Annotated in this window: 19 protein-coding genes, 2 pseudogenes and 1 riboswitch; of the genes and pseudogenes, 8 read left to right on the top strand and 13 right to left on the bottom strand. The window is 41.1% G+C overall.

Features of this window, described 5'->3' with window-relative positions; genetic code table 11:
* Positions 1-138: 138 nt before the first annotated feature.
* Both NBH01_RS04625 and NBH01_RS04620 read left to right on the top strand, forming a co-directional pair.
* Positions 139-483 (top strand): annotated as a pseudogene (locus tag NBH01_RS04625) (group II intron maturase-specific domain-containing protein); the annotation flags it as partial.
* Between the two features lie 224 nt (positions 484-707).
* Positions 708-1,406, top strand: a complete 699-nt coding sequence (locus tag NBH01_RS04620) for a porin family protein (protein ID WP_195380494.1) — start codon at positions 708-710, stop codon at positions 1,404-1,406.
* Positions 1,407-1,521: 115 nt separating this feature from the next.
* Here the strand turns inward: NBH01_RS04620 and NBH01_RS04615 are convergent, their stop codons facing one another.
* The 10 genes from NBH01_RS04615 to NBH01_RS04570 form a co-directional block, all read right to left on the bottom strand.
* Positions 1,522-2,130: a thiamine phosphate synthase gene (locus NBH01_RS04615; protein WP_008761321.1), complete on the bottom strand. Its 609-nt coding sequence runs from the start codon at positions 2,128-2,130 to the stop codon at positions 1,522-1,524.
* Positions 2,131-2,191: 61 nt separating this feature from the next.
* Complete coding sequence (locus NBH01_RS04610; RefSeq protein ID WP_022470238.1) at positions 2,192-2,884, bottom strand: HesA/MoeB/ThiF family protein; 693 nt, start codon at positions 2,882-2,884, stop codon at positions 2,192-2,194.
* Positions 2,885-2,888: 4 nt separating this feature from the next.
* Positions 2,889-4,013 (bottom strand): 2-iminoacetate synthase ThiH, encoded by a 1,125-nt coding sequence (gene thiH / locus NBH01_RS04605; RefSeq protein ID WP_202572718.1) that lies wholly within the window; start codon positions 4,011-4,013, stop codon positions 2,889-2,891.
* Positions 4,014-4,084: 71 nt separating this feature from the next.
* The gene (thiC, locus tag NBH01_RS04600; RefSeq protein WP_008765534.1) at positions 4,085-5,782 is read right to left on the bottom strand and encodes a phosphomethylpyrimidine synthase ThiC; all 1,698 of its coding nucleotides are present in this window, start codon (positions 5,780-5,782) and stop codon (positions 4,085-4,087) included.
* Positions 5,783-5,862: 80 nt separating this feature from the next.
* Positions 5,863-6,636: a thiazole synthase gene (locus tag NBH01_RS04595; RefSeq protein WP_055218179.1), complete on the bottom strand. Its 774-nt coding sequence runs from the start codon at positions 6,634-6,636 to the stop codon at positions 5,863-5,865.
* A gap of 12 nt (positions 6,637-6,648) precedes the next feature.
* Positions 6,649-7,278: a thiamine phosphate synthase gene (locus NBH01_RS04590; protein ID WP_225680606.1), complete on the bottom strand. Its 630-nt coding sequence runs from the start codon at positions 7,276-7,278 to the stop codon at positions 6,649-6,651.
* Positions 7,279-7,282: 4 nt separating this feature from the next.
* The gene (thiS, locus tag NBH01_RS04585) at positions 7,283-7,483 is read right to left on the bottom strand and encodes a sulfur carrier protein ThiS (RefSeq protein ID WP_008765536.1); all 201 of its coding nucleotides are present in this window, start codon (positions 7,481-7,483) and stop codon (positions 7,283-7,285) included.
* A 61-nt stretch (positions 7,484-7,544) separates the two neighbouring features.
* Positions 7,545-7,640: riboswitch (TPP riboswitch) on the bottom strand.
* A 55-nt stretch (positions 7,641-7,695) separates the two neighbouring features.
* A complete protein-coding gene (locus NBH01_RS04580) occupies positions 7,696-9,678 on the bottom strand; it encodes a sensor histidine kinase (protein ID WP_225680608.1) in 1,983 nt (660 codons plus the stop codon).
* A 155-nt stretch (positions 9,679-9,833) separates the two neighbouring features.
* Positions 9,834-10,451, bottom strand: a complete 618-nt coding sequence (locus NBH01_RS04575; RefSeq protein ID WP_008761328.1) for a superoxide dismutase — start codon at positions 10,449-10,451, stop codon at positions 9,834-9,836.
* A 76-nt stretch (positions 10,452-10,527) separates the two neighbouring features.
* Complete coding sequence (locus NBH01_RS04570; protein ID WP_072066786.1) at positions 10,528-12,270, bottom strand: RHS repeat protein; 1,743 nt, start codon at positions 12,268-12,270, stop codon at positions 10,528-10,530.
* 147 nt (positions 12,271-12,417) lie between these two features.
* Here NBH01_RS04570 and NBH01_RS04565 point away from each other — a divergent pair, with 147 nt between their 5' ends.
* Both NBH01_RS04565 and NBH01_RS04560 read left to right on the top strand, forming a co-directional pair.
* Positions 12,418-14,784 (top strand): ATP-dependent helicase, encoded by a 2,367-nt coding sequence (locus tag NBH01_RS04565; protein ID WP_217726871.1) that lies wholly within the window; start codon positions 12,418-12,420, stop codon positions 14,782-14,784.
* Positions 14,785-14,807: 23 nt separating this feature from the next.
* On the top strand, positions 14,808-15,503 hold the full coding sequence (locus NBH01_RS04560; protein ID WP_008761331.1) for a YMGG-like glycine zipper-containing protein: 696 nt from the start codon (positions 14,808-14,810) through the stop codon (positions 15,501-15,503).
* Positions 15,504-15,592: 89 nt separating this feature from the next.
* Here NBH01_RS04560 and NBH01_RS04555 read toward each other — a convergent pair whose 3' ends face one another.
* Both NBH01_RS04555 and NBH01_RS04550 read right to left on the bottom strand, forming a co-directional pair.
* The gene (locus NBH01_RS04555; protein WP_048693344.1) at positions 15,593-16,630 is read right to left on the bottom strand and encodes a TolB-like 6-bladed beta-propeller domain-containing protein; all 1,038 of its coding nucleotides are present in this window, start codon (positions 16,628-16,630) and stop codon (positions 15,593-15,595) included.
* Positions 16,631-16,818: 188 nt separating this feature from the next.
* Positions 16,819-17,970 carry an AAA family ATPase gene (locus NBH01_RS04550; protein WP_011107381.1) on the bottom strand — a complete coding sequence of 384 codons (1,152 nt, stop codon included), beginning with the start codon at positions 17,968-17,970 and terminating at the stop codon, positions 16,819-16,821.
* 433 nt (positions 17,971-18,403) lie between these two features.
* Here NBH01_RS04550 and NBH01_RS04545 point away from each other — a divergent pair, with 433 nt between their 5' ends.
* Positions 18,404-19,576 carry a DUF4934 domain-containing protein gene (locus NBH01_RS04545; protein WP_234141046.1) on the top strand — a complete coding sequence of 391 codons (1,173 nt, stop codon included), beginning with the start codon at positions 18,404-18,406 and terminating at the stop codon, positions 19,574-19,576.
* A gap of 97 nt (positions 19,577-19,673) precedes the next feature.
* Here NBH01_RS04545 and NBH01_RS04540 read toward each other — a convergent pair.
* Positions 19,674-19,906 (bottom strand): annotated as a pseudogene (locus tag NBH01_RS04540) (IS982 family transposase); the annotation flags it as partial.
* 123 nt (positions 19,907-20,029) lie between these two features.
* Between NBH01_RS04540 and NBH01_RS04535 the strand changes: the two are divergent.
* From NBH01_RS04535 to NBH01_RS04525, 3 genes are all read left to right on the top strand, one after another.
* Complete coding sequence (locus tag NBH01_RS04535; protein WP_234141048.1) at positions 20,030-21,256, top strand: DUF4934 domain-containing protein; 1,227 nt, start codon at positions 20,030-20,032, stop codon at positions 21,254-21,256.
* A 92-nt stretch (positions 21,257-21,348) separates the two neighbouring features.
* Positions 21,349-22,020 (top strand): IS4 family transposase, encoded by a 672-nt coding sequence (locus tag NBH01_RS04530; RefSeq protein ID WP_425285382.1) that lies wholly within the window; start codon positions 21,349-21,351, stop codon positions 22,018-22,020.
* A 623-nt stretch (positions 22,021-22,643) separates the two neighbouring features.
* Positions 22,644-23,759, top strand: a complete 1,116-nt coding sequence (locus tag NBH01_RS04525; protein ID WP_048693334.1) for a hypothetical protein — start codon at positions 22,644-22,646, stop codon at positions 23,757-23,759.
* The last annotated feature ends 134 nt before the right edge of the window (positions 23,760-23,893 follow it).

Genomic DNA, 23,893 nt, shown 5'->3' with positions numbered 1-23,893 from the left:
CCATCTGCGGCAAGAAGTATCTTGGACACTCCTTCTACTGAAGAGCCGACCGTAAATGTGGTCTTAATCTTCATAAGAAAAGTCAATCCAAGTTCAAACGCACCATCAAGCACCTGACCAGCCCGTAGTAGTGGTCAAGGCTACGCTTGGCTGAAACTCCACCTGACGCAATACATCCGAGGTTGGCTGACATACTATCGTTATGCCGATATGAAAGATTTTATAATCAAAACAGCGAAGTGGTACAATCGTCGTCTTAGAATGTATATATGGAAGAGTTGGAAGCGGGTACGTACACGTTTTGCCAGCTTGCAGAAGTGTGGCATCCCTCGTCGGAAATCTTGGGAATGGGCGAATACCCGTAAAGGCTATTGGCGCATTGCGGATAGTTGGATATTGCATAGAGCAATCACAACAGATAAGCTTGTAATGGCGGGTTATCCGTCAATGATAATTCTTTATACCCAATTGCATCGCAGTTAAGAGAACCGCCGTATGCCGAACGGCACGTACGGTGGTGTGAGAGGTCGGAAAACGAAAGTAGGAGGAAAACTTCTACTTCGTTTTCCTCCTACTCGATTGTGTAATCTCTATATTTTACACGTTTGTTCACAAAAAAATTGCTTTCTTAGTATTTTGCGCATATATTTGTGTCGTAAAACAAACGAGGGGATAATCCTTAGTACTTAATTAAAACTAGAAAAATTATGAAAAAGAGTGTCTTATTTATTTTATTTGCGCTGGTATCGGTTGCGGGCTTCTCACAGATTACAGGTTGGAATGCGAAAGTAGGTATGAACATTAGTAATTGGACGACTGATGAGGTTAATGCAAAAGTTGGTTTTAGAGTTGGAGTAGGGACGGAGTATGCTTTTAATGATATGTGGTCATTGCAGCCTACCCTGTTCTTTTCGACTAAAGGCGGAAAGCTGGATAGTGGTGAGATAATGGGAGTAAATGCTAAAGTCACAGTTAATCAGATGTATTTGGAGTTGCCTGTTATGGCTGCTGCCCGTTTTAATGTAGCCGACAATACGAATATAGTTGTAAGTGCCGGTCCTTATCTGGCTTATGGTGTAGGAGGTAAAACGAAGGCTACTGTGGAATATCAGGGACAGAAAGCTACGGCAAAGATGAATACTTTTGGCAAGATTGATAAAATGACTATTGAAGCGGGAGGACAAAGCCATGACATTCCTCTTGGGGATATTCTTGATCCGAGCGAGTATGATTTATCAGACATGAAAGGTCTGAACCGTTTTGATTTTGGATTAGGAGTCGGTGTTGCTTTGGAATATCAAAAGTTTATCGTAGGGCTCGACGGACAATTCGGATTGACTAAATTGGAAACTGATACCGGGAAGAACTTGAATTTTGCAATCAGTGTGGGATACAAATTCTGGTAAATAGCAAATGTACAGAAACAAATAAAAAGAAAGCCGCTGGAGATGCTCTCCGCGGCTTTTTTATTTCTGAATGATTTATTGGATGAAACAAATGCTTGAACCAGGCTGCTGTTTCTTAGTCCGCCAATTTCTTCAACTTCTTGAAATGCTCGATCACAGCCAGATAATTCTGATCCAGGCAGGCATCAAATTTATTCCAGAGATCCCCCAGTACAACAGCCCCTCCAAATCCGAAATCTTTTATTTCTAATAGATTATCTTCATTAATACCTCCAAGTGCCATTACTTTAGAGTCAATGATCTTAGCTTTCTGTGCCTCACGTAGTTCTTCTGCCGTATAAGTAGAATAGTAATTAACCTTCGAAATACTATCGTAAATGGGACTCATGAAAACGTAATCATAAAAATGCTTTCTGTTCTTCACCTCTTCTACGGAATGGCAGGAACAACTGACGTGTCCGGCATAGTCATGCGGTTCGCTTGGGTTGCGTGCATTCAGGTGGATACCCATCAGATTGAACTCTTCTTTCAGATAAAAATGTTCGTGTGTCACAATGCGGCGATGATATTTTTCCGGAATCAGCGTCAGTAATCGTTCGGAATACATGGCCGGTGTCTCAGGTTTTCTGAGATGTAGAATATCCAGTCCCTCCTCGAAAAGAGCGGTAATAATCTTATCTTCTTCAACGAAGAACGTGGGCGTGGTAACTACAATTAGTTTCATTTCCTGTGTAAAGTTGTAAAGTTTAGCAAAGTTACTAATTAACTATTTCAGAAACCAACGTTTATAGTGAAAATTTGTTAGATTGCAATGTGCGCAAGTCAATAGTCCATAGTTTACCTGATAATACTTCGCCAAATCCACAGATAATCTTCAGCACTTCCGTTGCTTCGATGCTTCCTGTTACCGCAGGAGTAATGCCCATTACACCTTTGGGAGGCGGAGGCATTCGCCTCATTTCTTCTTCGTCCGGATATAAGTCCCGATAACTTTTTTTCTCTTCTCCGTAATGAAAAACGGATACCTGACCTTCAAAGCCGCAGATTGCTCCATAGACATACACTTTCCCCATTTCGGCACAGATGTCATTGATAAGATAGCGGGTAGAAAAGTTGTCGCAGCCGTCTACTACTATATCATACTGACTGATAATTTCCTGTGCGTTTTCCTCCGTCAAACGGATTGGATAAGTCCGGATAGTTATCTCGCTGTTTAGTGCGGAAAGTCGTTCGGCGGCACATATTGCCTTGGGTTTACCTAATTCTTTCTCCGAATAGAGCACTTGCCGTTGCAGATTACTGATGCTGACTACATCGTCATCTACCAGTCCAATGCAGCCTACTCCTGCTCCGGTCAGATAGAGGGCTATGGGAGAGCCTAGCCCTCCCACGCCTACAATAAGAACCTTTGCTTGCTTCAGTTTCTGCTGACCGTCTTCTCCGATTTCGGGAAGGATCATTTGCCTGTCGTATCGCATCGTTTTATCTTTTAAAGTCAAAAGACTGGTCCCAATCCTTCCAGACCGGTTCACGTCCTAATTTCCTCAGGTCACGTTCCACTTCTACCGCTTTCCGTTCGTCACTCACATGGAACTGCTCCAGTGTTTGCGGGTAGCTGTAATATCCGCCCGGTTCTGTCTTGCTTTCGGCACTCATGGTTGTCACGCCCAGTGTTGCCATGTGATTTCGTATCTCGGCGCTTTCACGGGTAGAATAGGAGATATCTACATCATGATCGAAGATTCGCATGGCGAAAGTAAGCTGTGCAAGTTCCCGGTCGTTCATGATAACATTGGGTTGGAAGCCATCGTTTTCGGATGGACGCATACGGGGGAAGTTGACGCTGTATTTGGTCTTCCAGTAGTGTTTCTGCAGGTAGCGGAGGTGGTAAGCCATCATTGTCACATCTGTCCGCCATTCCTCCAGACCGATCAGGACACCCATGCCGATCTTATGGACACCCGCCTGTCCCATACGGTCGAATCCATCGACACGCCATTCGAATTTGGACTTCATGCCTCGCGGGTGATACTTTTTATAGTTCGCCTTATTATAAGTTTCCTGAAAGCAGATGACTCCGTTCAGCCCGTGATGGGTGAGTTCTTTGTATTCTTCCGCTTTGAGGGGCATCACTTCAATCTGAAGGTTGCTGAAATAAGGTTTTGCCAGATCGATAGCACGGGCGATGTAAGGTACACCTGCTGCTGCCGGATTTTCACCTGTCACGAGTAAAAGATTCTCAAAAGGAGCCAGCCGTTTGATTGCTTTGTATTCGTTGATGATTTCCTCCTCCGTCAGAATCGTTCTTTTCATCGGATTACTGATATGGAAACCGCAATAGACGCAGGAGTTGGTGCATGAATTGGTGATATAGAGCGGCACAAACATAGAGATTGTTTTGCCGAACCGCTCCATCGTATATTTCTGGCTGAGGCGGGCCATCACTTCCAGATAGGGAGTGGCGGCAGGTGAGATCAATGCCATAAAATCGTTGACATCCAGATGCTCTTTTTTGCCTAATGCACGGCGCACATCGGCATCTGTTTTGGAATAGATGGCTTTTGTCGTCTCTTCCCAGGATATTTTTTCTAATTCGTCTGAGAACATTTTAATTAATTGAAAGTTGAAAATTAAAAAGAAATGAGGTTGTGACTTGGTTTGGGGATATTCACAACTCATTATTTATCACTCTTGGCATTTTTCTTCAGATCACGGGATAATCTCATGGCGCAGAAATTTGGTCCGCACATCGTGCAGTATTCTCCGTCAATGTGATGTCCCGCGCGGAAATATCCTTGTGCCCGTTCCGGATCGAGAGACAAGTCGAACTGATCTTTCCAGCGGAACTCGTAACGGGCTTTGCTCAAGGCATTGTCGCGTACCTGTGCTCCCGGATGCCCTTTGGCAAGGTCGGCAGCATGAGCGGCAATCTTATAAGTGATAACCCCTACACGTACGTCTTCTTTATCCGGCAGGGCAAGATGCTCTTTCGGAGTGACATAACAAAGCATAGCTGTACCTAACCAGCCGATTTGAGCAGCTCCGATGGCAGAGGTAATGTGATCGTAGCCAGGAGCGATATCCGTCACTAAAGGGCCGAGTGTATAAAATGGCGCATCATGGCATTTCTCGATCTGACGTTCCATGTTCTCCTTGATTTTATGCATCGGTACGTGTCCCGGACCTTCGATAAATGCCTGCACGTTCTTTTCCCATGCACGAAGTACCAGTTCTCCCATCGTGTCCAGTTCTGCAAACTGTGCTTCGTCGTTGGCATCATGGATAGAGCCCGGACGCAGTCCGTCTCCCAATGATACGGCAACGTCGTATTGAGCCAGAATATCACAGATATCGTCAAAGTGTTCATACAGGAAACTTTCCTGATCGTGCACCAGACACCATTTGCTCATGATGCTTCCTCCACGGCTGACAATGCCGCACAGACGTTTATCGGCAAGATGAACATTATGACGGCGGATACCTGCATGAATCGTAAAATAATCTACTCCCTGTTCGCATTGTTCGATCAGTGTGTCCCGATAGATTTCCCAGTTAAGGTCCTCCACTACGCCATTCACTTTCTCAAGTGCCTGATAGATAGGTACAGTGCCTACCGGTACAGGGCAGTTGCGGATGATCCATTCACGTGTCTCATGAATATTTTCTCCTGTTGAAAGGTCCATCAGCGTATCACCTCCCCATTTGCAGCTCCATAAAGCTTTTTCCACTTCCTCGTCAATGCTGGAAGTGGTGGCAGAGTTTCCGATATTCGTATTGATTTTCACTAGGAAGTTACGGCCGATAATCATCGGTTCGGCTTCCGGATGATTGATGTTGGCAGGCAGCACTGCACGTCCTTCTGCTATTTCTTTACGGACAAATTCGGGAGTAATGTGAGTCTCGATTCCCAGTTCCTCACAGTTCATATTTTCGCGGATCGCCACATATTCCATTTCCGGAGTGATGATTCCTCGTTTGGCGTATGCCATCTGAGTGATGGCTTCTCCCTTTTTGGCACGATAGGGAAGGGCAATGTGTTCAAAGCGGAGATGATCCAGACTTTTGTCATCACGTCTCATTTGTCCGTATTCCGAAGTGATTTCGGGGAGTTGCTCCACGTCACCGCGTCCCACAATCCATTCTTCACGTAAGCGGGGAAGTCCTTTCTTAAGATCAATGCTCATTGACGGGTCACTGAACGGACCGCTGGTGTCATATACGTATACTTCCGGATTCGGAGTAGCTATCTTTTCTTCTCCTTCGAAGCTGACACTGGGCACTTGTTCAACTTTCCGCATGGCTACACGGATGTTCGGATAGAGTTTACCCGGCAGATACACTTTCTGAGAACGGGAAAATTTTATTTTTTGTTCCATAGAATTTTATTATCATATCATTAAGAATAGTGAAACAAACACTACTCCCTACTTATTACCTATTACTTATCACCTATTACTTATTCCAAAAATGCAGTTAAAGGTGAACTTGCTTCTGCTATAAAGTTATCAGCCTGCAGACCCAGTCCTGCTTCGTATGCCCGTCTTCCGGCTTCGGTGGCGGCTTTGAAGGCCAACGCCATTTCTACCGGATTGCCTGCTACGGCGATGGCGGTATTTACCAGTACGGCAGAAGCACCCAGTTCCATTGCTTCGGCAGCGTGGCTCGGTGCACCGATTCCGGCATCTACGACAACGGGGATACCGGCCTGTTCGATAATAATCTGCAGGAATTCTTTGGTTTGCAGTCCTTTGTTAGTTCCGATGGGAGCACCCAGCGGCATTACGGTAGCGGCACCGGCTTCTTCCAGTCGTTTGCAGAGCACAGGGTCGGCCTGGCAATAAGGTAATACGATAAAGCCCAGTTTAACAAGCTGTTCTGTAGCCTTCAGGGTTTCGATAGAGTCGGGGAGCAGATAGCGCGGATCCGGATGGATTTCCAGTTTCAGCCAGTTGGTACCAAAAGCTTCACGTGCCATCTGTGCGGCGAAAACAGCTTCTTCCGCATCGCGTACTCCCGATGTGTTGGGTAGCAACTGGATATTCGGATGAATAATATGTTTCAGCATGTCGTCTTCTTTGTCATCCATGTCGATGCGCTTCATGGCTACGGTTACCATTTCAGTGCCCGATGCCAGAATGGCTTGTTCCATTACTTCATTGGAATTGAATTTTCCTGTACCCAGAAAAAGGCGGGAGTTGAACTCACGGCCTGCAATTACTAACTTTTCCACTTTTCAATTATTTTATTTGATTATACGTTTCATGTTCAAAATCTTTCGTGTTTCCGCTGCCGGATCCTCCGCCCGAAGAATCGTTCCGGAAAGCGCGATTCCGTTCACTCCGGTTTCGAGTATGGCGGGTATATCCTCACGGGTGATTCCTCCGATGGCTACTACCGGCAGTTCGATATTCGCTTCCTTCATCTGAGATAAAATAGCGGCATAACCTTCCAGTCCCAGAACAGGACTCAGGTTTTTCTTTGTAGTGGTAAACCGGAAAGGACCGATGCCGAGGTAATCTGCTCCGGCACGGTAGTGCTGTACGACATCTTCGAATGTATTTGCCGTACCTCCGATAATAAATGCTTCTCCAAGTAATTGTCGTGCCTGATTTATCGGCATGTCTTTTTTGCCCAGATGCACTCCGTCCACTTCCAGCTTTTTGGCAAGTTCGACGTGGTCATCCAGAAGTAAGATCGCTTCTTTTTCTTTGCAGAGCGGCTTTAGTTGGAGGGCAACAGCTTCCACCTCTTCACACGGAGCTTCCTTCATGCGTAGCTGAATCCACTTACATCCTCCTTCAAGTGCCATGAGTGCCGATTCGAAAGAAGTATACCGATCGGTCTGGTGGGTGATAAATTGTAGACTAACCATACTTTTACCCTCCACAAGCCGCTTTGATGACCACGAGGTTATCATTCTCCTGTAACGCGAATTTCTCCCATTCGGAACGTGGAATCATTTTGTTGTTTACGGCAATAGCGATGCCTTGTACCGGAAGTTCCAGTTGGGCAGCCAGTTGTGTAAGGGTAGAAGCAGGAGTCATTTCCACCTCTTTGTTGTTAACTTGTACTTTCATTGTCCTATCAGTATTAATAAGTTGAAAGTAAATACAAAGAGCGTGCTTATATAGAAAGGCGATAAGAAAGAAACACAATCCCTACGTCAGTGCTAACTGCCTCAGGTTCCTAGGGTATAATCTCAGCCCCTCTTTGGGGGCACCCCTTTGTCTTTACGGGAGCAAAGTAAGCGAAAAAGAAACAAAGATTCATCAAATTATCCGTTTTTTTTTCATTTTTCTTCCGATTCCCGCTTTTTGATAGGATGAGAAAAGACAAACCGTGCTCCGTTTTTATAATTCTTGTCAATCCAGATATCGCCTCCCATGCGTTGTATGGTCAGTTTGCAGATCGCCAGTCCCAAGCCTGTTCCCTGCACAAATTCGTTGAGCTTCTCAAAACGCTGGAATACCAGTTCCTGCTTGTCTTCGGGGATGCCCGCGCCTGTATCGGTCACAGAGAACAGCATACACTGGTCTTCTTCGTCTATTTCATAATCCAGCGTGATACTTCCGCCGTCGGGAGTAAACTTCAGGGCATTGTTCAGTAAGTTGATGATCACCTGCTGCAAACGTAGCGGATCGGTATAGAGCATATAAGGCTCTTTCGGCATCTGAAGCCTGACATCTATATCTCTTGTCCGGTTTTTCCTGGTCAGTGTGATCATGTTCTGGCAATGATTTACCAGTTCGCACCATTCATACTTGAACAGCAGTTTGCCTGATTCCAAGCGTGATACATCCAGTACATCACTGATCAGCTGCAATAACAATTCGGAATTAGTCTGGATGATATCCGCATATTCCTTCTGCTCATCCGTTGCTTCCACGGTATCGATCAGCAGGCTGGAAAAGCCGACAATAGCGTTCAGCGGTGTCCGTATTTCGTGGCTCATATTTGATACGAAGGCACTTTTCAGTTGATTGGCTTCTTCGGCACGCTCTTTGGCATGACGTAGCGCAATTTCCGATAATTCCAGTTTCTTTTTATCTTCCCTTAATTGGGCTGTAGTCTTCTCAAGGTGATTCTTTAAGATTTTTGTCCGGTAATAATAATACAGTGAGATAAACAGTCCGCCTATCAGTACAAGGAAGGTAAACAGGATGAATTGCACTTCCGTCCGATATGCCTGAAAGAAAGGCACCTGTTGGTTGATGATAAGTGAATTGAAAGGTAGTTTCTTGTCTTGAAATCCCCATTCATGCAGTTTGTTGGCATCGAATTTGTACCTGTTGGGTAACAAATGAATGTGGCTGACATTGTTTTTCCCCTTGTCCAGAAATTGATAAGCCTGTTCTCCCATGCTTCTCCCTATTCCGTCGTATTGGGGGATATACCCTCCGATTGCCCAATAACCGATGGCAGTAGCAGTCAGGCTGAAAACAGGCAACTCTGGATTCGCTTTGGAGAAAGCATATACAGAGTTGTTCATATACGTTATGCCCCGATTATCAATTCTCCAGATACCCAGTAGTGCAACCGAATTTTTGGGGACATCGCGTAGTTGTTTGACGGCAGCATCAAGGGTGTGGATACGGCCGTCAATATAGGTCGTCGATATTTCCGGATAGCGTTTCATATTCTTTTTTACCCACGCTTGTTCGGCAAGTCCGTTGTAGGTGTTGTCCGAGATGAACACTAAATGCTCCATATCCGGATAAAAGCTTCGCATCATTTCTATGTCCTTATCGATATCATATTCATATGTGTTACAGTATATTATATTGTATTTGTTCATTCTTTCCGTTAAGTCGATACTCTGAGGTTCATAAGTCCGTATATCAATAGAGTCTTCCGGAATACGGATGCCGTTGCGCGATGCCATAGCGCAAAATACGGGCAGTTGTCTGTACTTCTCGTCTTCGAGGTGCAGGAAACTGCTCCACGCTTCGCCACCCAGCAGGATAACCAACTTGGCGTTCGGATGTTTGTCCAGAATGTTGGTAAGTCTTTTTTTCCATTTTCTGGATTGATTGAGGTCGGTAACATTCATGTTTTCTACGATGGTGGAATACTTGCCACCCAGTTGGCGGTACGTTTCTACGAACGTGTTGATATTATCGTAGGTATATTTAGTATCGGAATTATAGGACGTCACGAAAAGAATCTCCTCTTCCGGTTCTTCCGGAATAGCCGCATTGCCTGTAAAGGAGAATAAAAGAAAGGAAATAACGTAGACAATGCGCCATTTTTTATTTTTTAGCTGAAGTGTCATAATTGTCTGTTTTGATTTTCGGCTATTGCAAAAATACAAATTATGCCTTTGAAATACAATAGATAGTTTAGTTTTTTATGCTAGAAAAAAGGCCGCTGTGAAATTCACAACGACCTTTTCAATAGTATAGTTTAGCTTAATTTTAATGAGTCCGGTTACATTCGTTTTTCTACCACATCCCAGTCGATGATGTTCCACAGGGCGTTTACGTGGTCGGCGCGGCGGTTCTGGTAGTCCAGGTAGTAGGAGTGTTCCCACACATCAAAACCCAGAAGTGGTTTCAGTCCGGCGCGTACAGGGTTACTGCCGTTTCCTTCTTTGGTGATATGCAGTTTACCGTTCTTATCTACTGACAACCAGGCCCATCCTGAACCGAACAATCCGACTGCTGCTGCATTGAATTCTTTCTTGAAGTTTTCAAAGCTGCCGAAATCACGTTTGATGGCTTCTCCCAGTTTGCCTGCCGGTTCCTTTTTCGAAGGTTTCGGAGCGAATTGGAGGAAATATAAATTGTGATTCAGCACTTGGCCGGCGTTGTTGAAGATAGCTCCATCGGGAGCGGTGGCAACGATTTCTTCTACCGTTTTGCCTTCATATTCTGTTCCGGGCACAAGGCTATTCAGATTATTTACATATGTTTGCAGATGTTTTCCGTAATGGAAATCTATCGTTTGCTGACTGATTACAGGTTCCAGCGCATTGTTTGCGTAAGGAAGTTTAGGCATTTCGTAAGTCATGGTCATAATTATTAAAGACATTAATATAGTATTCATATTGTCAAAACTTTAAATGGTTTTGTTATACTATAATAACAGCCATAGTTCGCAAAAGGTTCACGGTATTTTATTTTTATTTATAAATGTACTGTATACGTTCCACTTGCTGCGGGTTGTCATAGCTGGTGCGGCATATCCATTGTCCCGTATTGTCATATTCGTAATAGGAGTCACCGTCGATCCGGTTTCCGTACTCGTCGTACAGGCAGGTCAGGCAGCCGGACGTCTTCTGGCTGTTGCCGAAGATACGTTGGTAGACGATGCGGGTGAGGTATCCGTATTTATCATATTCATACAGTTCTTTTTGCGAGAGAATCTGGTTGGGCGAATTGACAAAGAGCATATTCTGATGCTGAGATTCGGTCATTCTGCCTTTGTCGTCGTATTTGTTGACTGTATATCCCTCCATTTCCCCGTTCTTGTTGTACTCTTTGGTTTCCGTCAGTAATCCCTGCTTGTTGTAGCTGCTGACGGTATATCTGCCGTCCATGTATTTTAGAGAATCGCTTTCGATGCTACCGTCGATACCGATGCGGCGTGCACGGCGGTAAAAGTCCGTTTTGGTTTTCGGATTAGTTTTCACTTCGAAGATGCAGTGGCCTTGCGGGTCGTACAGCCTGCTGGTTTGCACTTCGTTGATGGGTTGTCCGTTCTTTTCGGTCACGGATAATGTGGTGGTAAGCTGCCCCTTGTCATTGTAGGTGTAGCTGGTCGTAATATTGCCGGTGCTGTCGGTTTCGCAGCACTTTATCAATCGTCCTTGAGTGTAATATTTCACGGTAGTCGGGGTGGAAACAATGGCTTGCAGGATAAATGGAGCACGCAAATTTTTTGCCTGGTCACGAAATTCCTTATACTTGTGTGTTTTGAGGAATTCCTGCAATAGACCGAGCGATTCGGAGTTGACTATTGCCGGCTTCAGAAGCTCGAAGTCTGCCTTTTCACTGAGATATTCAAGATCGTTCAGGTGAGTCCGTGCACCGGTGGCCAGATAAGGTGTGTTCTTGTAATCATCGATGATCTGCCGGATGGCGGTGGCATTTCCTTCTTTTTTCAGGCTGTCGATACGTTGGAACAGGAAATCATCGTATAAGGTACGGACCTCGGCAAGATAGGGGCGCGGACCTCTGTCTTGATAATACTTCTGCATTTCGGGGTCTTCAAAGAAGGCTTTGAAGTTTGCAGGAGTCGGGGCCGTCTTCACCAGTTGGTAGAGCCGTACGTTTTCGGAGGCGTTGACTTGTGCGATAAATTTGCCGTTGGGATACTCCTTGACGTAAGTCTGGTAAATGATGGGAGTGGGGGCTTTGAGCATTCCTTCCAGCAGTGCCACCTCGCGGATGTTCTGCAGCCGTTGCAGCATGGCGGAGTCAACCGGATATTCGGTGGCGTGAATGCTGTCCAGCAGTGCCCGGCTGAAAGGAATTTTATCTTTCGAGGCCTCCAGCAGGTTGATAATGGACTGGTCCGCCTTGTCCCGTATCTGAGAAAGCGGAATCTTTTCCCCTTCACAGATACCGGGGAAGTTATTTTGGGCGGCTTTCTCGTAGCAGCCGAAATAGAGGGTGGCTGCCTGTTCGCTCTGTCCGTTCCACAGGTCGTTGAGGACGTCCATCAATGATAAATCTTCGGCATAGTACGCCTTTGTTTCGTCATCCAGTTTTTCCCTGTTCTTCTGCCATTTGTCGGCGTCATTGTCGTTCAGATACCTCAGCAGCTTTTCCATGCGGCTTTGCTTTTGCGCCATTGCTTGCTGTGGTATGCAGGCGACAAGGCACAAACATAAAATAAATGATAAAAATATACTCTTTTTCATTGCTTTGAGTGGTTAGGTTAAATAGTTAGTGATGAAAAATCATAAAAATATCTTCATTGTCAAATGAATGTTATACTTTTGTCGTATTGAAACAAATTTGAACGCCAAGGGTTTGTTAAAAATCCTCATTGTTTTTATAATGCTGTTATGAATACCAACTATATAGAGGAATTAAATGAGAGTCAGTGTGCAGCAGTGACTTATAATGACGGGCCTTCGCTGGTGATAGCCGGTGCAGGTTCGGGAAAGACACGTGTGTTGACTTATAAAATTGCCTATCTGCTGGAAAACGGCTATCAACCGTGGAACATCCTCGCACTGACCTTTACCAATAAGGCGGCGCGTGAGATGAAAGATCGTATAGCCCGTCAGGTGGGCATGGAGCGGGCACGTTATTTGTGGATGGGTACCTTCCATTCCGTCTTTTCCCGTATTCTCCGTGCCGAAGCAAAGTATATCGGATTCACTTCCCAATTTACCATTTATGATTCGGCGGATAGTAAAAGTCTGATCCGTTCCATCATCAAGGAGATGGGACTGGACGAAAAGACATATAAGCCGGGGATGGTGCAGGCCCGCATTTCAAGTGCCAAAAACCATTTGGTTTCTCCTACGGGATATGCTGCCAACAAAGAAGCGTATGAAGGAGATATGGCAGCCAAAGTGCCCGCTGTCCGTGAAATATATACCCGTTACTGGGAAAGATGCCGTCAGGCGGGAGCTATGGATTTCGATGATCTGCTGGTGTATACGTATATTCTGTTCCGCGACTTTCCGGAAGTGCTGGCCCGTTATAGGGAGCAGTTCCGTTATGTGCTGGTGGACGAGTATCAGGATACGAATTATGCCCAGCATAGTATCGTACTCCAGCTGACGAAAGAAAATCAGCGTGTTTGTGTGGTAGGCGATGATGCGCAGAGCATCTACTCTTTCCGTGGAGCGGATATTGATAATATCCTTTATTTCACGAAGGTTTATCCTAATACGAAAGTCTTTAAACTGGAGCAGAATTATCGTTCTACGCAAACCATTGTCTGTGCTGCCAACAGTCTGATCGAAAAGAATGAACGTCAGATTCGGAAAGAAGTATTCTCTGAAAAAGAACGTGGCGAACCGATTGGCGTGTTTCAGGCTTACAGTGATGTGGAAGAAGGGGATATCGTAGCCAATAAGATAGCTGAACTGCGTCGGGAACATAGTTACGGCTATGCTGATTTTGCCATATTATACCGTACGAATGCGCAGAGCCGTGTTTTCGAGGAGGCTCTTCGGAAACGGAGTATGCCCTATAAAATCTATGGCGGACTTTCATTCTACCAGCGTAAGGAGATTAAGGACGTCATTGCTTACTTCCGCTTGGTAGTGAACCCGAATGATGAAGAAGCATTCAAGCGAATCATTAATTATCCTGCCCGTGGCATCGGTGATACGACGGTTGGAAAAATCATCTCCGCTGCCACTGAAAATGGTGTCAGCCTTTGGGCGGCGCTTTGCGAACCATTGAGCTATGGGCTGAATATCAATAAAGGTACGCACACCAAACTGCAAGGTTTCCGTGAACTGATAGAAGGCTTTATGACCGATCAGGTGGACAAGAGTGCGTATGAGATAGGAACGGATATTATCCGCCGGTCCGGCATCATCAATGATGTCTGTCAGGATACTTCGCCGGAGAATCTGAGTCGTAAGGAAAACATTGAGGAATTGGTGAATGGTATGAATGATTTCTGCGCGTTGCGGCAGGAAGAAGGCAACCCGAATATTTCTCTGACAGATTTCCTTTCGGAGATTGCCTTGCTTACTGATCAGGACTCGGACAAAGCGGATGATGGAGAAAAGATAACGTTGATGACCGTTCATTCGGCCAAGGGGCTGGAGTTTAAAAACGTATTCGTAGTGGGACTGGAAGAAAATCTTTTCCCTAGTGGTATGGTGGGCGATTCTCCCCGTGCTCTGGAAGAGGAGCGTCGTTTGTTCTACGTGGCTATTACCCGTGCCGAAGAACATTGTTATATTTCTTTTGCCAAGACCCGTTTCCGTTATGGAAAGATGGAGTTTGGAAGTCCCAGCCGTTTCTTGCGCGATATCGATGTGAATTATTTGCGGTTGCCGCATGAGGCGGGAGTCAGCCGGTCGGTGGATGAAGGTGCGGGGCGTTTCCGCAGGGAGATCGAAGGTGGATTTACACGTGCGGCATCTCCTACACGAACGCCTTATGGTACTAAATTTTCTGATCGTGAACGTCCGAAGACTCAGGTGATTGCACCCAGTGTGCCGAAGAATTTGAAGAAGGTCAGTGCGGTGAGTGGAAGCAGTACACGGTCGGCTTCAGCCGGTTCGGCATCTGTAACAGGAGTGCAGGCGGGGCAGATGATAGAACACGAACGTTTCGGCTTGGGCGAAGTGATCAGGGTAGAAGGAACGGGTGATAATGCAAAAGCAACGATTCATTTTAAAAATGCAGGGGACAAGCAACTATTGTTGCGTTTTGCACGTTTTAAAGTGATAGAGTAATCATAGTAAAATTAGAGATGATCATGAGGAAACAACTAACTGTAATTCTGCTTTCTGCTCTGATGTTGAGCGGATGTGCATCGGGACGTATGGGAAATCCCGGAGCAATTGTAGGTGGTGCTGCAATTGGGGGAAGTCTGGGAAGTTCGATAGGCGGACTTATCGGAGATAATAATCGTGGCTGGAGGGGCGGATATCGCGGCTCTGCCATTGGAAATATTGTTGGCACCATTGCCGGTGCAGCGATAGGGAATGCGCTGACTGCTCCGAAACCGGATCCGATAGAGGAATATGCTTACGTTCCGGAAGTCAGACAAGGGCAGTCTCACTCTAAGTTTAAACCTCGGACACAGACTCAGCAGCAACTGACTCAGTTGAAACTGCGCAAGATTCGCTTTATTGACGATAACCGTAATCATGCGATAGACGGGGGAGAAAGCAGCAAGATCATCTTTGAAATCATGAATGAAGGACGGAATCCGGTTTATGACGTGGTTCCTATTGTAGAGACGGTCGGGAAAGTGAAACATATCGGCATTTCTCCTACTGTAATGATAGAAGAAATTCTTCCGGGTGAGGGTATCCGCTATACGGCTACAGTCTATGCCGGAAGTAAGCTGAAAGATGGTGAAGTGACTTTCCGCGTAGCGGTGTCCGATGAGAATGGGGTAATCTGTGATTCTCAGGAGTTTACGCTGCCTACACAGCGGGCGGACTAGGACAAGAATAGCTCAAAATATTCGATTTGTTATAGTGACAGTATGTGCTCGGGATAGTGACACTATCCTTGGCACATACTGTCACTATGTTAATGGGATGGTGACACTATCCCAATACAATAGTCCGGTGCAGTCATTACACAATAAAATGAAGTATCGGTTTCATCTACACAGAAGCATTCTATATGAGTATCTGTCAAAATTTTACGTATCGGTTTTCCTTCCCAGTCGAAAACCCAAATCTCGCTGTTTAGAGTTTCTTTTTGTTCTTCGTGCATCCGATTGGTGTTTGGGTTATACAGTACATAAACATAGTTATTGGAAACGGCAATGCCTCGTGCTCCCAGTTCGGCATCAGGATTATCACTTTCCGCATACACACCGTCTGGGCTTGAATTGAACTGATAATGATAGGGTGCTAACAATAGTCTTTTATGGAGCGTTAATGTTTCCGGCTTATAGTCCCATAGCTCAAGTACATTACTGGTAGCACATGCCAGACGTTTCCGGTCGGTGTTGTAACCGAATTGTGATTGATGAAACATACCTTTAGCCGTATTGGGTATGTTTTCTTCTCCACTTTGATAGTTCGGGAAGTCGCCGCATTTGGATATAACATTGCCGTCATTATCTAAAATAAGGAATCTGCAATCTTCAAAAACACCGGACGCTATAAAGCGTGATTCGCTTATCGGATAGACTCTGTCAATGCTCATGGGCAGGTGTATCAACTCTCCTTGTCGCTGGATGGAAAAGTCTTTCGTGTTGAATATATAGTTTTGCGCTGTGAAGTGCCATCGATTGTGTATGAAGGCAGACGAATCAGACAGAAAGAATTCGACAGGGCTTAAAAATTCATCAGGTCCTTGTCCTTGTGGCAGCATTTGATTTACAAAGCGTTGTTCACTAAGACTATAGCAGTATAAAAGGCTGTCTCCTTTAAAATCACCGGCATATAAGATATCTCCTTTCTTTTTTATATCCATTGGAATGGAGATAAAGGCTTCCTTCAAAGCGGTAGATTTAGCAGTTGTGCTTTCGCTAAAGGATACTCTTTTTTGTGATTCACTACAACTGAACAATGGCAATGCCAAAGTAAACAATAGAATGATGTTTTTAGATTTCATTTTGTTTTGCTTTATTTTGTACTATAACTACAAAGATAACGTATGTGTTTTGAAAAACAAGGATATTGAAGAGAAATAGGGCTAAAATATTTATAGTGAGAACATAATAATATAATTGGCATTCGGTAATTACCATATATTGTGTTAACTTTGTGATTTATTTGATGGTAATTGTAGTTGCGTTTTTGCTAAAGGGTATATTTATTGCCATAAATAGTATTGATCCACATACCAAAGAACTTGTCGGTAACCGAATATACTTTATTGATTTCTGTAATAATGTCTTTTTCAAGCAGTTTTTTAGTTGCGGACTGTACAGAACTTGCGGATGTCAGACTGTATCGTTTGATAAATTTCGCTGATGTGACGTTTTCTGCTTCACCTACTTTGGCAATGGCATAAAGCAATTCCTTCTGCTTTTCGGGAATATTAGATAAGATTTCCCGAAAGATTGTATCATTATATGCAATAAGGTTATCTATAGCTGTTTTGATAATTTCCAGTGTACATTCTTTCCCTTTCGGTGTATCTGCAAAAGCTTCATTGAATGTTTTTTGAATATAAAAGGTATGTCCTTTGAATAGCCGATATACTTTTTCTATATTTTCGATTTCAATATGCCGTTTTCTTTTTTGGAAATGGTCTGCGATAAATGGTATATAGATTTCCGGTACAATGGCTTTCAGTTCCAAAATATCGGCACTGTGGTAGAATGGACGGGATGAAGATAGAAACATTTCCTGCATCATATGCCGTTCACTTCCGGCAAAGATGAAGTTACTGTTTTCTATTGTCTGTATGTGTGTGCGTAGTAATGCTTCTATATTCTTCTCGGGATATTTAGCAATTTGTTGAAACTCGTCGATGGCAACAATACAAGGTTTGTCTGCTGCTATCAGACATTGAAATATTTCTTCCAGTGTATATTCGGGTCGATCAATATCCCCCAGTTCCAGATTGAAAGTAGGTAGATTGGTCAGCGGGTCAAATCCGAATTTACCATTGATTGATTTAACTGTCTGGATAAACAGGCTTGCCATTTTCTTACTGCGGGGCAATAGTGTTTCATAAATTTCTTTGCCAAGCAGATAAGTGAATTCTCTTAAGCTTGATGTATGGAGTATGTCAATGAAGAAAGTATAATATTCTTCTTTTATTTCAGGTTTCTCATAACAGAAACGGATTAGTCCCGTTTTACCCATTCTTCTGGGTGAGATAATGACAAGGTTATTGCCATTGGTTAATGATTTAACCAGCCTCTCTGATTCTTTCACGCGATCGCAGAAGTACTCGGGTTCTATTTTTCCAGTTACTATAAATGGGTTAATTTCTTTAGTCATACCTGTTTCAATTTTCCGTAAAGGTAGTTATTTGAATAGAATTATGCAAATCGAATAATGTTAATAAAGTACCTACCACGTAAGCGTTCATATCATACGTAAATCATATTTTCGCTTTCGGACTTGCAGGTTCAATACTTTTGTTATATATTGCGATTCGGTTTCCGTTAAACTCTTTATTATAGTTTGGTCACTACAAATAAAGGAATACCTTGGCAGGTACGAAAATCTTCTTATTTTTTATTTCAATCATTTTTTAACAGGCTCTTATAAATAATAAAAAAGTTTATGAATAAAATCTTTTTAAGTATCACAGCATTGTTTGCTATTAAAATATATTCATGTATCACTACATGCCCGAATTGAATAGTTTAATGGATTATTTCTCAGGGGATTACCCCTGAGAAATAATTGAAAATACCCAATTTATATTATGAATAAGATAATTATACTTCTATTGTTAATGATTATATGTGCTTGCTCATCTAATAAACAAAAAATCATTGATGGTATCGAAAAAATACCTATTGAAGTACGTAATGCTTCTTCTGATGCTTCCGTGTTTCTAGAGAAAATAGAAATTACTCCTTTAGAAACGAAAGATTCATCATTAATAGGTAAATTTAAAAAAGTCATGTATGACCAAACAATGGATATATATGCGATTTATGATAAAGATCAAGTTGTCTCTACATTTTCAGGTACAGGTAAATTTATTTCTAATTCAATAAATAGACAAGGTCAAGGGCCTGAAGAGTATTCTATGGCTGTAGATATAAAATTTAATCCATTTTTAAAAGGAATTGATTTGTTGGATCCATATGGAGTAATATATACATATAGCCTTGATTTTAAATTATTATCAAAACGAAAAATTAAATCAAAATTTGCGCTTAATAGTCTTATGGCCTTAAGTCTTGATAAATATGTATTTACTAATCCTTTTATTTGGACAGATGAAGAAGTGTTATTTGCAAATTTGAAAACTCAGCAAATTACTAATGTTGGTTATAGTGGAACTATTTCTGTAGAAAATACGATGGACAAGGAGAAATTTTATACAATAGGTGAAAAGTTCTATTTTGTACCTAATGGTGTTAATTATTATTTTTATCAGATTGATGACAAAGCAATGGAGCTTACTCCTATTATGTATCTAGACTTTGGGGATTCAATGATAGAAGAAGACGATTTACCGGGATGTGCAACTGCAAAAAAATATAAATCAGATAAAGAAATGATGGAATTAACAGAAGAAACAGCAGGGAGAGCTGATTTTTTACGAAGTTCTAACTATGTTATTCCATTGATTAAATTCTTTAATGATGATTATGTTTATGTTGTTTTTGTACAGAATAGAGATACTGGCGGTAATTTTATATTTAACAGAAAAAAGAAAGAGGGATTTTTACTGAGGGATAAGAAGCCTTTTATTATGAAATTTTGTTTTGGTATAGTAGATAATATTTTAATGGCAATTTGTCATCCAGACGAAGTCGCTATATATACAGATCCCAAATTCATGTCATCTGAGGATATTTTAAAAATGACACAGTTGAAAGAAGATGATAATCCTGTAATATTGAAATACTATTTGAAAAAATGATACGTATTCTAGGTCTTATATTTGTCATTATTTTGTTGTGTTCGTGTAAGGAAACGAAGAAAGATAGAATTATATCTCCTTATACTATATTAAGTTGATGTGTTAAATGCTTGCAGACATATTCCTTGTAATATGCTTGAAATATCTGAATCCTCCCGAATGGAACAGGATAAGGATAATCATTATTTCCGCATCATTCATACGGTTCGGTTTGTTCTGATGCGTATGAGTCGTATCTTCGAACATATATTTTCCCTGTTGCAATGCAAATTCCTTGCAGAAATCATCCGCCATACAATAAATCTCTGTACCTTTAGCCTCTGTGAACATAGTGGTAATCGTTTAAATGTTATAATTGAGCACTATAAATTTAATACTTTTATCGCTATGTTTCTTATAATCAAAAGAATATTTTAATCTTATATCTAACTCACATTATATTAAGTAGTAATAATGATTGCTGGAAATAATAGCTCGTTGGCGGGAGTGGTACATGTGGGAAAAATTATTATGATAATTTTTCTAACTATGTCATCCTGTCAACGACAGGTTTCAAATCATAAAGGTGATGTTGAAATTATTGATGTTTTGAATAGAAATAATCCTATACAAATCAATTTGTACGATATTGTAGATAGTGTCAAATATGTTCCATTGAGAACAAGTGAATGCTTATTAAGTGATATTGAATGTATAAAGAATGATGGAAATTTTTACTTTGTAAAAGATTCAAGAGGATTATTTGTCTTTGATGAAGAAGGATATTTTATTAATGAAATAAGTCATAGAGGAATAGGGCCGGATGAATATGTTTATTCGGATAATTTCTATTTGGATCGTGATAATAAATTGGTATGTCTTATCTGTAATTCTATGAGAAAAATTTTACAATATACTTATTCTGGAACTTACTTTAATACAATTCAATTAGATGCCAAAGATGCTAACATTGAATCTGCCTTGATGTGTGGTGAAGGTGAGCTTATTGCATATTATCCGTTACCAAATAATTATTCTCAAAGCAAAAGTGAATACAGTGTGTTCAGAATCAAGAATAACTCATTCATTGGTGAAACGCTGTTAAAAGCAAAAGAAATAGGAACTCAAAATATACATTATCCTTTTTTGCATTATCCAATAGCATTATTAGATAATCAATGTATTTTTATATCGGCATTGTCGAATGAGCTTTTTGTATATGAGGGAGGTCAAATAATGCCTGGATATTACGTAAATATACCAGAAAATGAGCCAAGTGAAGATTTTATAGAAGAACATAAAGACTTGAACTTTTTTGAATTGATTGAAACTTTAAAAAAAAGTAATATAGGTTGGGGAATCACTGCTGTTGAGTCTTCTTCTGATTATTTATTTATGTCAATTAGTAATAAAAGTACGTTGATATGGGATAAAAAAAGATCAATTCAAATATCTAATATTTATGATCCTAATTTGAATCTTTATTCTGACTTACTTTTGCCTGGTGGAGTATCAGATGAGCATCTGGGTTTTTATTCTGCAGATTTTCTTTATGCTAACAAGGAGCTAATATTGAAAGGTAATGATAGATTTCTAGCTAAATTGGTTGGCAATTTGTTAGAAGATGATAACCCTGTCGTTTATCAATATTACTTTAAGAAAAATGCTATAGATATATTAATTGAAAAATATGGGATTTGATTATGACTAGAGGAAAATGTTTTCAGAAGTTTTTATTGCGTGACGATTAGAATTGACTTTGTTCTTTTTAGCTTTGTCCAAAAGCTTAAAGCATGAATCAAGGCAAATATATCTTCGCTCAATTTACAGATTTTCTTTCTCGTAGACAGTTCGACAACATCGTTGCAAGATATTCCGGCAACAAGTATGTGAAAAGTTTCACTTGCTGGAATCAGATGCTCTACATGATCTTCGGTCAGTTAATGGCATGCGATAGTATGCGAGATTTGATGTTGGCTTTAGAAACCCATCAATCAAAATGTTATCACTTAGGTTTCGGTTCTACTGTTACCCGTACAAATCTTGAGAAAGCTAACCGCAATCGTAATTGTAAAATCTTTGAAGAGTTTGTTTATCTACTGATAGAAACTGCTCGTAAGCGTTACTACAAGGATGATTTTGAGACAGCGGTTGAAGGTAATGTGTATGCTTTTGATTCTTCTACCATTAACTTATGTTTAAGTGTCTTTTGGTGGGCTGAATTCAGAAACCATAAAGGAGGTATCAAACTGCATACTTTATATGATGTGAAGACTTCCATTCCAAGCTTTATGCTAATAACTCCTGCTAAGATGCATGACGTCAATGCTATGGACTGGCTACATTATGAGAGTGGAAGCTTTTATATCTTCGATAGAGGGTACGTTGACTTCTCCCGCTTGTATCGCATAGATCAGTCTGAGGCATGGTTTGTCATTCTGGGGTACAACGATGAATGCTGTTAAGACGCAGGTCTATTGTGCGCTCATCACGTACTGCTTGGTGGCGATTGTTGCTGACAAATTGAAAGTAGGCCGACCGATCTACGAAATTCTATAGATTTTAGGAGTATCATTACTGGATAGAACACCTGTAAATGAGATACTTACTGAGCACGATTACAAAAATGTCAAAGAACTAAATTATAAACAATTGAAAATCATCTGGGAATAAGTGCCCAGTAATGTTATCGGATATTGAATATTGTTAACAAACTTATTCTTTTTGCTTTAATATGGTCCGTTTCTTTAAAACCAAAGGCCCGTTGGTTTTAAAGGAACGGGGTCTTGGTTTTAAAGGAACGATACTTTGGTTTTAAAGAAAAAATAGCGATTTGTATAAGGCTTGTAATCAGGTGTTTATGAAAATGTGCTTTTGAACTTGTGGAATTGAGAAATATTTAAACAATCATGATTTAATGAGCTAAAGATAATGATACGGTATTATTTATATTATGGACATTTATTTGATTATAATACCACTTTTGTACTTAATTTAGTAGAATGAATTATATCTTTTAAACGAAAATATTTCAAATGTTATGAAAGATGTTATCTTTGTGTTGTAAAACAACATAAATTAAAACAAAATGAGGTCTAAAAGCATAATTCTGTTATCTGTTATAGCTTGCATTGGAGGAATTGCATTCTTCTTCGCTTGTAGATATACTTATAAATCCAAAGTAGCCGAACTTAAGGAGAAAGCAAAAAAGACTATTGTTGAGGCATTAGATCAAGAGTTAAAAAGTAGAAATATGGATGGATATTCTTCTCTCACTATTAAGTTAGATACTGTGATAGTTGATATTCCGGATACTGTTTATTTGGAAGATGAGTCAGGAAAACACTTATATCCATTAAATCCCCAAAAGAGTTTAATGAATATATCTAATAATACTAACGTACGCTTTTTGCATTCTATTGCATTTAGAAAGAATCCTCTTGTTGCAGATTCATTGAATGCTAAATGGAGAGAACATCTACTAAAGTCAGATGTTTTCTTTGAATCAGCTTTGCATATCTCTTTGATACATGCTAATAGTAGCGTGAAATCCCAAAATACGTTTCAGAGTGAATGGTGCAATTCTTCAAATTTAGTTTTTACTTTTTATATTGGTTATGTGTGTGAGATAGAGGTAATGGGTTATTTGCATTATACTGTGTGGAGTCTAATATATAAGGAGATGCTGCTATATGCATTGTTGTATATAATTGGGGGATATGGATTTTATAAGTTTTATAATGTTCTTCTTCGAAAGAAGCATTTATTACGTAGCAATGAAATAGTAGAGGTCGTTAGAGAGATTCCCGTAGAAATTATAAAAGAAGTTCATGTAGAAAAACAAGTAATAAAAGAAGTACAGAGAGTGGATAACATTCCTTTATGTTCTTACATATTAGGCGAAAATATAATATTTTATGCAGATCAGAATATCATAGAGGTAGATGGCATTAAGCAAAATATTCAGCCTCAATCAGGCCTACTCTTGGAACTATTTTTTTTAGAGAAAGATAATAGATACACATTAAAGGAAGACTTTATCATAGATAAATTGTGGCCTGATCATTCAGGCAATGATAAACGAATGCATTCAGCAATTGGACGCTTGCGTTCATTGCTCAAAAAAATAGATCCTTCATTTAATATAATAAATAAAAATGGTACATATCAGTTGATTATTCCTGAGAAGACACCTCTTTCATGAAATAGCCAAAAATGTCGATGAAATGGGAATTTTTACATTTTTACTTGACTCTATATTGCAAAAAATAATGCTAGGTTAGGATTGGTTAGCGATATTCTTTCCTTGTTTGTCATTTTCCTACTACTTTTACACCA

This window comes from Bacteroides sp. B1-V-101 (assembly GCF_023656585.1).
Lineage (GTDB): Bacteria > Bacteroidota > Bacteroidia > Bacteroidales > Bacteroidaceae > Bacteroides > Bacteroides thetaiotaomicron.
The sequence above is the reverse complement of the archived record's forward strand: the minus strand, read 5'-3'. Positions and strand labels throughout refer to the sequence as shown.